10 protein-coding genes and 7 tRNA genes are annotated in these 11,589 nt (G+C 40.7%); 15 read left to right on the plus strand and 2 right to left on the minus strand.

Annotation, left to right across the window (positions count from 1 at the left end; genetic code table 11):
* Window positions 1-68 precede the first annotated feature (68 nt).
* From MSA64_RS06825 to MSA64_RS06855, 7 genes are all read left to right on the plus strand, one after another.
* Window positions 69-141 (plus strand) — tRNA-Asn (locus tag MSA64_RS06825).
* Between the two features lie 4 nt (window positions 142-145).
* A tRNA-Glu gene (locus tag MSA64_RS06830) sits at window positions 146-217 on the plus strand.
* Between the two features lie 33 nt (window positions 218-250).
* Window positions 251-323, plus strand: a tRNA-Thr gene (locus tag MSA64_RS06835).
* 29 nt (window positions 324-352) lie between these two features.
* Window positions 353-426 (plus strand) — tRNA-Ile (locus tag MSA64_RS06840).
* 22 nt (window positions 427-448) lie between these two features.
* Window positions 449-522, plus strand: a tRNA-Asp gene (locus tag MSA64_RS06845).
* A 53-nt stretch (window positions 523-575) separates the two neighbouring features.
* Window positions 576-648, plus strand: a tRNA-Val gene (locus MSA64_RS06850).
* Between the two features lie 27 nt (window positions 649-675).
* Window positions 676-761, plus strand: a tRNA-Leu gene (locus tag MSA64_RS06855).
* Between the two features lie 416 nt (window positions 762-1,177).
* Here MSA64_RS06855 and MSA64_RS06860 read toward each other — a convergent pair.
* Entirely contained in the window at window positions 1,178-1,528 is a 351-nt protein-coding gene (locus MSA64_RS06860; RefSeq protein ID WP_022171163.1) for a sporulation initiation factor Spo0A C-terminal domain-containing protein, read from the minus strand.
* A gap of 269 nt (window positions 1,529-1,797) precedes the next feature.
* On the opposite strand from MSA64_RS06860, the gene MSA64_RS06865 reads away from it, so the two are divergent.
* From MSA64_RS06865 to MSA64_RS06905, 8 genes are all read left to right on the plus strand, one after another.
* Window positions 1,798-3,693 (plus strand): polysaccharide biosynthesis protein, encoded by a 1,896-nt coding sequence (locus MSA64_RS06865; protein ID WP_154432571.1) that lies wholly within the window; start codon window positions 1,798-1,800, stop codon window positions 3,691-3,693.
* 86 nt (window positions 3,694-3,779) lie between these two features.
* The gene (locus tag MSA64_RS11815; protein ID WP_330639073.1) at window positions 3,780-5,270 is read left to right on the plus strand and encodes a sugar transferase; all 1,491 of its coding nucleotides are present in this window, start codon (window positions 3,780-3,782) and stop codon (window positions 5,268-5,270) included.
* A gap of 13 nt (window positions 5,271-5,283) precedes the next feature.
* Window positions 5,284-6,489 carry a CDP-glycerol glycerophosphotransferase family protein gene (locus MSA64_RS06880; protein WP_154432572.1) on the plus strand — a complete coding sequence of 402 codons (1,206 nt, stop codon included), beginning with the start codon at window positions 5,284-5,286 and terminating at the stop codon, window positions 6,487-6,489.
* A gap of 101 nt (window positions 6,490-6,590) precedes the next feature.
* On the plus strand, window positions 6,591-6,983 hold the full coding sequence (gene tagD / locus MSA64_RS06885; RefSeq protein ID WP_022171159.1) for a glycerol-3-phosphate cytidylyltransferase: 393 nt from the start codon (window positions 6,591-6,593) through the stop codon (window positions 6,981-6,983).
* 10 nt (window positions 6,984-6,993) lie between these two features.
* Window positions 6,994-8,307, plus strand: a complete 1,314-nt coding sequence (locus MSA64_RS06890; RefSeq protein WP_154432573.1) for a CDP-glycerol glycerophosphotransferase family protein — start codon at window positions 6,994-6,996, stop codon at window positions 8,305-8,307.
* An 8-nt stretch (window positions 8,308-8,315) separates the two neighbouring features.
* The gene (locus tag MSA64_RS06895) at window positions 8,316-9,098 is read left to right on the plus strand and encodes an ABC transporter permease (RefSeq protein WP_022171157.1); all 783 of its coding nucleotides are present in this window, start codon (window positions 8,316-8,318) and stop codon (window positions 9,096-9,098) included.
* 66 nt (window positions 9,099-9,164) lie between these two features.
* A complete protein-coding gene (locus MSA64_RS06900) occupies window positions 9,165-9,896 on the plus strand; it encodes an ABC transporter ATP-binding protein (protein ID WP_022171156.1) in 732 nt (243 codons plus the stop codon).
* A 64-nt stretch (window positions 9,897-9,960) separates the two neighbouring features.
* Window positions 9,961-11,205, plus strand: coding sequence for a CDP-glycerol glycerophosphotransferase family protein (locus MSA64_RS06905; RefSeq protein WP_154432575.1), 1,245 nt, complete (start codon window positions 9,961-9,963; stop codon window positions 11,203-11,205).
* A 70-nt stretch (window positions 11,206-11,275) separates the two neighbouring features.
* On the opposite strand, the gene MSA64_RS06910 is transcribed toward MSA64_RS06905, so the two are convergent.
* Window positions 11,276-11,589, minus strand: a 314-nt coding sequence (locus MSA64_RS06910) for a DUF4368 domain-containing protein (protein WP_287891097.1), incomplete at its 5' end; no start/stop codon positions are given.

Consider the following 11,589-nt stretch of genomic DNA (forward strand, 5'->3'; position numbering starts at 1 on the left):
TAGGAAGAAGGATGTTACGTGTGTGCAGTTTTGAAGGTACATGGAGAGAAAAGAGAGAAAGAGAATGATCCTCCATAGCTCAGTCGGTAGAGCATGCGGCTGTTAACCGCAGTGTCGTTGGTTCGAGTCCAACTGGGGGAGTTATGGCTCCGTGGTCAAGCGGTTAAGACATCGCCCTTTCACGGCGGTAACACGGGTTCGATTCCCGTCGGAGTCACTTTGATAGCAACCTACTTTTTGAGTTCATCATGCCGATGTGGCTCAATTGGCAGAGCAGCTGATTTGTAATCAGCAGGTTATCGGTTCGAGTCCGATCATCGGCTTCCATCAATTGTCTTGGAAAGATGGTTATGGACCTTTAGCTCAGTTGGTTAGAGCAACCGGCTCATAACCGGTCGGTCCTGGGTTCGAGTCCCCGAAGGTCCATTTTGCTATTTTAATTACACATGGCCCAGTGGCTCAGTTGGTTAGAGCGCCGCCCTGTCACGGCGGAGGTCACGGGTTCGAGTCCCGTCTGGGTCGTTCATAAGTGGACGACAGTCGAAAGGCTATTGTGTATCTTATGTATAAATTATGGGATCTTAGCTCAGCTGGGAGAGCATCTGCCTTACAAGCAGAGGGTCACAGGTTCGAGCCCTGTAGGTCCCATTTTTTGTTTTTTAAATAAAATTACATGTCGCAGTGGCGGAACTGGCAGACGCCCGGGACTTAAAATCCCGTGGGTAGTGATACCCGTACCGGTTCGATTCCGGTCTGCGGCAGATTATTATATGCTTCAATTCTTTTCTAAGAATTGAAGCATTTTTCCTTTTACAGGGAATTCTTATACGCAACGTAAAAATACTTCGCGAGAATAGCACTTGCTATATTTCCGACACTTACGTTACAGCTAAAATATTGTGAGAACAATGAGAAGATGGTCAGATAATGAAAATTACCAGACCATCTTCCTGATATTCAAAAAAAAACTGTTCCTAAAAGATACAATGTCTTTTCGGTTAAATTCTCTATATGCAATAGAATATTACAGAAATGTTTTTGTTTCCGATGAGCAGGTCAGACGAGAAAGATCTGTAGATTAGAACCTGTACAAGTCTACAGTTATCGAGTAGGGTATGCAGTCTTCTCTTGAAATATGATGAATAAACTGGAACCAGTTTACTATCGACAAAACGGTTTAATATAAACTACCGCCTTCCTGATTTTTCAGATACCAATACAGAATATCAATAAAAGCAGTTACGGAAGGAGCTTTCTGCAGTGGATAAGGAGACATTGTCAGCAGTTTTTCACGATTTGGCGAATTCCAACAGGCGTTGATTGCTGTTCGGATGTTACGTTCAATACAACTGTATGTAGTTCCATAACGTGCTGCAATAACCGGAAAAATAGATTTACTCATGTAGAGTAAATTTTTCTGATCAGTGATTGCGAGTTCCAGTGCAGCAATCAGGAAAAAGTAACCTTTGTAAGTTCTTTTGATTCCAAGTTCAATCGGAAGATCTGCAATTATTTTTGTATTTACCATAGGAATCTCCTTTCTTAAGATTGTTTTGTTGGTCTGTATGTGTCTGTGTGTTCTTTCTTATACTAATAACACGGAGAAATCAGTATTTATGTCAAAAAAAATAAAAAAAAACTGAAAAAAGTTCAAAAAGGATACAAAATGTCGTTTTTTCCTTAAAAAGACAGGGAAAACAGGAGAAAAAGGAGTATGGGATTGCGGACTGAAATGGAAAAGGGTATAATGAGATGAATAAAAGATTCTGATTAGTAACAGAAAGAATAGAGAAAATTATGTGGATAAGAACAATAAAAGGATTAAAAAATCCTAAAAAACGTATACGAGTTTCTTTGCTTATATTGTATGATATTCTTGTTATTGGGATTTCAGAGTATACGGCATTGTTGATTCGATTTGAATTCCATCCGGGAATGATAAGGAAACCATTTCTTGAGTCTATGATTCATTATACACCAATTAATATAGGGTGTACGCTGATTATTTTTGCACTGTTCAGTTTATATGAGAGCCTGTGGCGGTATGCCAGTGTTACAGAACTTTTAAACCTGGTTTTATCGTGTATAGTATCAGCAATGTTTCAACTGGTGGGAATGTATATGATGGGATACCATCTTCCAAGATCCTATTATATTCTGTATTTGTTGGTATTATTACCACTTATGATGGCAGGGAGATTTTCGTATAGACTGCTTCGTATTTTCAAGCAGAAAGTATATACAGATCATCTGGAAAAACCTATTATTACCATGGTGATCGGAGCGGGGGATGCAGGAACGTTGATTATCAAAGAACTTCAATCCAGCTACCACTTAAGTAATAAAGTGGTATGTGTGATCGATGATAATCCACAGAAAAAGAATACGAAACTTCTTGGTATTCCAATCGTAGGAGGAAGAGAGGAGATTTTAGAGGCTGTAAAACGTTATAAGGTACAGGAAATTATTATAGCCATCCCTACGATGCCTCCAAAGGATCGGAAAGCTCTTCTGGAAATCTGCAAAGACAGTGGCTGTAAACTTCGGATTCTTCCAGGAGTTTATCAGCTGATCAATGAAGAAGTAAGCATAGCAAAATTGCGGGAAGTAGAAATTGAAGATCTGTTAGGAAGAGACCCCGTAGAGACGGATCTTGGATCTGTCCTGGAATATGTACAGGATAAAAGAGTACTGATTACCGGAGGGGGTGGATCTATTGGCAGCGAGCTTTGCCGCCAGATAGCAGCACATCATCCTGCATTGCTTGTGATCGTGGATATTTATGAAAACACAGTCTATGATATTCAACAGGAATTAAAACATGATTATCCGGAAATGAATCTGGTGGTTTTGATCGGTTCAGTGAGAAATACCCATAGAATCAGTAGCATTTTTCAGAAATATCAGCCGGAACTTGTATATCACGCAGCGGCACATAAGCATGTACCACTTATGGAAAATAGTCCAAATGAAGCAATCAAAAATAATGTTTTTGGTACATTAAATACAGCACGGGCTGCTTCTGAAAATGGGTGTAAACGTTTTATATTGATCTCTACGGATAAAGCAGTAAACCCTACCAATATTATGGGAGCATCAAAAAGAATCTGTGAAATGATTATACAGACACTGAATACAACCTGTGAGACAGAATTTGTGGCAGTACGGTTTGGCAATGTATTAGGAAGTAATGGAAGCGTTATTCCATTGTTTCGAAAACAAATAGAAGAAGGCGGTCCGGTAACTGTAACAGATAAAAATATTATTCGCTATTTTATGACAATTCCGGAGGCAGTTTCTTTAGTATTACAGGCAGGAGCATACGCAAAAGGTGGGGAGATTTTTGTACTGGATATGGGAGAGCCGATGCGAATCGATGATCTGGCAAGAAATCTGATCAAGCTCTCCGGATTGCGACCTGATGAAGATATTAAGATCCAGTATACAGGACTTCGCCCGGGAGAAAAACTGTATGAGGAGCTTCTGATGGCCGAAGAAGGGTTGCGAAAAACTGCGCATGAAAAAATTTTTATCGGAAAGCCTCTGGAGTTTGACCAGGAAAAATTTTTAAAGCAGCTGGAACAACTGAAAAAAGAGGCCTATCAGGATGGAAATCATATTCGTGAGTCGGTAAAAGAAATTGTAGCGACATATCAGTATCAGGAAACAGGAGAGAAATCAAAGAAGAAATAATAAGCGTGGAAGCGCCAAAAAGGTATGGAGGTGAGAACGGAAACTGATGGAAAAACAGAACCACAGTTTCCGTTTTTTAAAGAGTGATGAGAGATAACAGGAAATGGTTAGATTATGTGATTACGGTGCCGGCAACGATATTTTGTGCGCCACTTCTGGCTGGAATTGCGATATGGGTAAAGATAGATTCTCCGGGACCGGTTTTTTTTCGCCAAAAAAGAGTTGGTATTCATCAGAAATATTTTGAAATTTTGAAGTTTCGGACGATGCGTGCAGATACTCCCAAGGATGTACCGACTCATCTTCTGGAAAATCCGGATCAGTACATTACGAAATCAGGAAAATTCTTACGAGCTACAAGTCTGGATGAACTGCCACAGCTGATGAATATCTTAAAAGGAGATATGAGTCTTGTAGGACCAAGACCGGCACTCTGGAATCAGTACGACCTTCTGAAAGAACGGGAGAAATACGGAGCAAATGATGTATTACCGGGGCTTACCGGTTGGGCACAGATACATGGAAGAGATACGATCAGTATTTCCGAAAAAGCAAAACTGGATGGATATTATGTAGAACACCAGAGTACCTGGATGGATCTGAAATGTCTGTTCCTGACGGTACTTGCTGTTTTAAGAAGAGATGGAGTTCAGGAAGGTGCGGAGAAGAAAGTAAATGATACACCACTGGTGTCGGTTATTATGGCAACATATCGCAGAGAGCGAGAATTAAGCTGTGCACTGGAAAGTCTTGCAAGACAGACATGGAAGAACCAGGAGATTATTCTTGTGGATGATAATGCGGATTCGGAATGGAATGCCAGAGTAAAGAAAATTGTTGAAGGATTCCAGAGAAGATATCAGATTTCCTTAAAGTATGTGGTGAATGAAACCAATAAAGGGTCGGCGAGCTCGAGAAACCGTGGTATAGAAAAAGCATCCGGGATGTATATTACATTTCTTGATGATGATGACAAATACAGAAAAGAGAAGATAGAGCAACAGGTGCGTCATATGCAGTGTGTGAAATCAAATGTATCTATTACCGATCTGGCTCTGTATCGCGAGGATGGAAGATTAGAGGAAGTGCGGAAAAGAAATTATCTGAAACCGGGGGTTATACAAGAAGAGAAGCATTTGCTGGCAAAACATTATCTGTATCATATGACAGGAACGGATACACTGATGTTCGAAAGGGAGTTTTTGCTGAAGTCAGGAGGATTTCCACCGATTGATCTTGGGGATGAATTCTATCTGATGGAGAAAGTCATTCGGAATCACGGAACAGTCAGTTACCTTCCAAGATGTGATGTGAAGGCACTGGTGCATACAGAATCTGAGGGGATGTCCAGCCGAGAAAGAAAAATTGAAGGTGAAAATCGGTTATTTGCACATAAAAAGAAATATTGGGCAGATATGAGATGGGGAGAAAAAAGAAAAATTTGTATGCGCCATCATATGGTACTTGGGTATACGTATCTTAGAAGCCGACAGTATCCGGCATTTGTAAAAGAAGGAATGCAGGCTTTATTATCGGCACCGTTTGCCTGTATAGCAATGGTGTGGAAAAGAAAATAAGGAATATGTCTTTATGATGAAAAAAATAGAGAATTTACTGAAAACCAGTTATGCCAGAATTACGACTTCGGAGGAACCCAATGAGAAAAAATGGGTGTTCTCTTCAGTGCATAACCGGGCATTCAATTATAACTCCAGTGCGCTTTTTGAATATGTAAAGAAATACCATCCGGAGATCCAGGCATTTTATGTAATGGAAGATCCGGTGGAACGAAAAAAACTGCAGGAGTGTTTTGGGAAGGAGTCTATTATTGATACCAGCACTATGGAAGGAATACGAAAAGTGCTGGAATGTAAAGTCTGGTTTACGTCCACTGCACCGCCGTTGTATGGGATGGGATTTCGAAAAAAATATTGTATTATCAATCTGTGGCATGGGGTACCGTTAAAAAAAATCGGGATGGAGCAGGAAAATCTGGGATGGATGACAAAGCTGTACTACAAATATCTGTTTGCGGATAATTATGAAGCAGTTGTTACTACTTCAGAAGAGCTGATTCCGGTGATGAGCAGAAGTTTTCTGGTGGAACAGGAAAGAGTCAAAGTGTGGGGACAGCCAAGAAATGATAAGTTATTTGAAAAAATAAATGTCCGGGAACAAATGCAAAAGATTTTTCAAAAAGAAAAGCTTCCGGAATTTGATTCTTTGCTTCTATATGCGCCTACATTCCGGGATGATGGGGAAACCAGACTGTTTCCGTTTGAGGAATTCCACGGAGAAAACCGTGGAAGAGCGGTAGAACAGTTACAGAATTTTCTGGAAAAAAATCAGTGTATTATGTGTATCCGTATGCATCTGTATGAGAAAGAAGGATATGAGTGGCTAAAGGCATTAGATCGTCCGGGAAGCCGGATTCGCTTTCTGAATGAGGACAGGATAGAAGATATTATGGAAGTACTGGTGATGTTTGATCTGTTGATCACAGATTATTCCAGTATTTATATTGATTATTTGTTGCTGGAACGTCCGATTTTATTTTTACCATATGACCGGGAAGCATATCTGAAGACACGGGGGTTTAATTTTGATTACGATGAGGTAACTCCGGGACCAAAACCGAAAAGTTATGCAGAGTTCTTGAATTCCATAGAAGGTTTGTTGTATAATGAAATGAATTATGTCGAAAATCGAAAGAAAATTGAAAGAAAATTTAATAAAATACAAAAACCATGCAGCGAAGATATTTGCAGAATGGTAAAGATGATGTGTATTCGATGAAAGACAGAAACAAAAAATCCCTCTGAAAAAAGTTATATTTACCAGGTATACAGGAAACAGGAGGGTGAAAGGTATAAAAAGGAGAAAAAAAGGAGAAAAAAATGAGAAAAGTAATCACGTATGGAACGTATGACCTTCTTCATTATGGACATGTCAAATTACTGCAGAGAGCCAAGGCACTTGGAGATTATCTGATCGTTGCTTTGTCTACCGATGAATTTAACTGGAATGAAAAACAGAAGAAATGCTATTTCTCCTATGAGGAGAGAAAGAGTTTGCTGGAAGCGATCCGTTATGTGGATCTGGTTATTCCGGAAGAGTCCTGGGAGCAGAAGATTTCGGATGTGAAAGAATTCAAGGTGGACACGTTCGTAATCGGAGATGACTGGGAAGGAAAGTTTGACTTTTTAAAAGAATACTGTGACGTGGTTTATCTTCCACGTACACCGGAGATTTCCACAACACAGATTAAAAAGGATCTGGGAAAGAAGTAGGAGTTAAAAGATGAAGATTGTAAAGAAAATTCGGAAAAAGAGGAGAAAACTGATTCGGAGATTCTTTAAAAGCCCGATAAAGAAACGCCTGGCTCAGTATTCGAAAACGCACCCACGTTTTCGAAAGTGCTGGAAGAAAATCCTGTATACCAAGCGGAGAATTTATTATTGGTGGCGGGGTCTTGGCGTGACTCCTGACGAGAAAACAGTAGTATTTAATTCTTTTAACGGAAAAACGTATGGATGCAGTCCGAAAGCAGTGTATGAGTATATGCTGACACAGGATGAGTTTAAAGACTGGACATTTATCTGGGCGTTTAAAAATGCAAAAAAACATCGTTTTCTGGAAGAAAATCCGAATACGATCGTGGTAAAACAAACAGCAAGAGTTTATGAAAGAAAACTGATCAGAGCAAAATACTGGATTACGAACTATCGTGTGCCGGATCATGTCTGGCCCCAGAAAGATCAGGTCTATGTGCAGTGCTGGCATGGAACACCGTTAAAACGTCTGGGATATGATCTGGAAACTTCGGAAAATGCTATCGACTCTATTGCTGATATTCGGAAAAAATATGCGATGGATGCAGAAAAATTCAATTATATTCTTTCGCCATCAGGATTTGCCAGTGAGAAATTTACTTCCGCATGGAATCTGAAAGAAACGAAGATGGAAGATAAAGTCATGGAAATCGGTTATCCGAGAAATGATTTTCTTATCAATCATACACAGGAAGATATCCGGATGATCAAAGAGAAACTGGAGATTCCGGAGGATAAAAAAGTAATTCTGTATGCACCGACCTGGAGAGACAATCAGCATGAGGCGGGTACAGGATTTACTTATGATCTGAATGTGAATTTTGATGCACTGCGGCAGGAGCTTGGCGATGAATATGTGATCTTATTCCGTGTACACTATCTGGTGGCAAGTAAGTTCTCATTTGATGATTACGAAGGATTTATCTATAATGTATCCAATTATGATGACATTAACCATCTGTATCTGATCGCTGATCTACTGATTACAGATTATTCCAGCGTATTCTTTGATTATGGAATTTTGAAAAAGCCGATGCTGTTTTATATGTATGATCTGGAAGATTATAAGGACAGTATCCGCGGATTCTATTTTGGTATTGATAAACTTCCGGGAAAGATCATTACAAAGGAAGAAGAACTGCCGGATGCGATCCGTGACAGTATCGATAATTTTGTCTACGACGATAAATACCGGGAATTCAACGAAACCTTCAGCAAACGGGAAGATGGTCAGGCAAGCAGACGTTTTGTAGACTGGGTATTCCGGGGCGAGAAAGGATAAGAAAGTAAATGAAACGATTTTGGAAAGACATAAAGCGCTATATGCCTTATGCAAAATATGCAACAAAATCGGGATTGAAGTCAGAAGTGGCCAGCTCACATTTGAGCTGGCTATGGTGGATTTTGGATCCTATTTTATTTATGCTGGTATACTGGTTTATTTTCATGGTGATTTTCGGACAGAAAAAAGAATATTTTCATATCTTTGTCTTTGTAGGTCTGTCCATGTGGAATCTGTTTAATAAAACGGTATCCGGAAGCGTACGGATCGTGGCGGCGAACCGGGCGGTAGTAACGAAAGTATATATTCCCAAGTATTTCCTGATCATTATTCTGCTGTTTCAGAATCTGTTTAAGATGATGATTTCTTTTGGAATCGTGATCGTGATGATGCTCTGGTCCCATGTACCGGTTTCGTATAATGTGATCTATGTGATTCCGATCTTTGTGGATCTGATTCTGATAACCTTTGGTGTGAGTGCGATACTGGCTCATTTTGGGGTTTTCTTTGATGACCTTAAGAATATTACCAACGTGGGGTTACGAATTCTTTTTTATATGTCTGGTATCTTTTACGTGATCACAGACAGAGTTAATGAAGCGATCGCCACATTGTTATTAAAGGTGAATCCCGTGGGATTTCTGATCGATGCCTGCCGGTCGTCACTGGTTTACTGTGAGACACCGCACAGAAGACTGATCTTGCTGTGGTTTGTGATCGGATCAGTATTATCGGCAATCGGTGTGGCAATCATATATAAAAATGAAAATAATTATGTAAAGGTAATATAGAATGTGTTGCCGGTCAGCTGACCAAAGCAGAGGCCAGTGTGACAAATCTACGAAAGGATTTAAGCTATGAAACCAGGAAATGCAATTGAGGTAAAAGATCTGAAGATTACCTACAAGTGTGTAAAGTCTCTTTCTATGAGAAAAAGTCTTTTTCATCTGAGAAAGAGTAAGCTGGAAGTATATGAAGCCCTGAGAGGTATCTCTTTTGAAGTGAAAAAGGGAGAAATCATGGGAATCGTCGGAAAGAATGGAAGCGGTAAATCCACGTTGCTCCGCGCAATTGCCGGAATTTTTTCGGCGGACTCCGGAAGTATTGAACTGGAATCGGATTCTGTATCCCTCCTTTCCATCGGTGTTGGATTTCAGAAAAAATTAAGCGGACGGGAAAACATTATTTTATCGGGAATGCTGCTGGGTTTCTCGGAGCAGGAAGTACGGGATAAGATGGATGAGATTATCGAGTTTGCCAATCTGGGAAAATTCATCGACATGCCGGTAAAGACGTATTCGAGTGGTATGTATTCGAAGCTGGCATTTTCTATTACGGCGGTTCTTGAAACAGATATTATGCTGATTGACGAGGTTCTGAGCGTGGGTGATGCCAAGTTCAAGAAGAAGAGTTATAAGAAGATGCAGGAACTGATCATGGATGAGAATCGTACTGTAGTAATCGTATCGCACAGTACAGAGACGCTGGAGAAGTTGTGTACTAGTCTGTTATGGCTCCATGAAGGGGAGATTAAGATGCAGGGTGATACGAAGACTGTATTGGATGCCTATAATGAATTTATGGCATAAAGAGGCGGTTCAGAAGATAAGTAACCGGATGATGTGATTGTATGTAGAAAGACAGGGGAAAAAGATGAGTGCCTGGAAATGGATGGCCAGAATCTGCAGCAAGACTCCATGGATGAAAACATGGAGTCTTCGTGTGTATTATTGGTGGAAAAAACTGCAGTATCAGAAGGGATATGTGGAAAAGGAAGAGATCAATCCGAAAAAGGTGATTTTTGAGGCGTATATGGGAAAAAAATATGCGTGCAGTCCAAAAGCACTATATCAGGCGATGTGCCGGGATCCGCAGTATCAGGACTGGGAGTTGATCTGGGCGTTCCGGGAACCGGAGAAGTATCACGAGATGGAGCAGGAGCCGCATACAAAAGTAGTTCGTTATCGAAGCGGGGAATATTACCGTGCATATGCATCCGCGAAGTTCTGGGTGACGAATTCGCGGCTTCCGAGGGAACTGCAGCCGAAAGAAGGGCAGGAATATATTCAGTGCTGGCATGGGACACCGTTAAAACGGTTGGGATATGATCTGGATCATTATGCAGAAAAAAATGGAAGTCTGCGGGAAGTACAGGAAAATTATCTGGAAGAGACAAAACGGGTAACGCATATGCCATCGCCATCCGAATTCTATTCTGAAAAGATTGCGTCGGCCTTTCATCTGAAGAAAGAGGGAAAAGAGCAGGTACTTCTGGAACTGGGATACCCGAGAAATGATGATCTGATTGAGTTCTCAGATATGGATTGTGAGAAGGCGCGTCAGGAACTGAGAATTCCGAAGGGCAAGAAAGTAATTCTGTATGCACCGACCTGGCGGGAGAATCAGCATCTCCCGGGTGAGGGATATCAGTTTCAGCTGCCGGTGGATTTTAAACGGTGGCGAGAAGTGCTTGGCGAGGAATATGTGGTGTTGTTCCGGGCACATTATTTTATCAGTAATTCCTTTGATTTTGAAGCGTTTCAGGGGTTTGTTTATGATGTGTCGCAGATGGATGACATCAATCCTCTGTATCTGGCGGCTGACGTGCTGATCACGGATTATTCGAGTGTATTCTTTGATTATGCCAATCTGAGACGCCCGATTCTGTTTTTCATGTATGATTATGAACAGTATAAACATGAGATGCGTGACTTTTACTTCGATATCCACATGCTTCCGGGCCCGGTGTTGATGAACCAGGAAGAAGTGTTGAAAACCCTGAAGAATCTACCGGATATGGTGGATAAGTATGAAAAGAAATATGCAGAATTCAATAATGTATTTAATCCACATCGGGAACGATGCAGTGAAAAGTATCTGAGAGAATGGATGAGATAAAAAAATAACACCTTTTCGGGGCGGTCCAATAAAACAGTATAATATTGTTTTCGGGAAGCGGCATGAGTAATCATGCCGCTTTTCCGTTCATAACGTCATAGAGTAAATTGGCGGGGAGTATGCCGATATAGTTGTAGCTGATGGTCACATCCTGCACTCGGTGTCCGCTGGACTTGTCCGGTGCATGAACATATACGGCATTGACCATATCGTTCAGAATAGTGGGTGTCAGCTTTTCCAAGTACAGGTACTTCTTTGCCTGTCGGATAAACCGATCAACATTCTCCGCTTGATCTTCTTGATTCTGTATTTCGTTTTCGAGCATTTCAATCTTGACTCTCAGTTCTGCCTGCTCTTGCTCGTAATCCTCAGACACCATCTGAA

Origin of the sequence: Oliverpabstia sp. (assembly GCF_022785585.1) — a bacterium.
Classification (GTDB): Bacteria; Bacillota; Clostridia; order Lachnospirales; family Lachnospiraceae; genus Oliverpabstia; species Oliverpabstia intestinalis.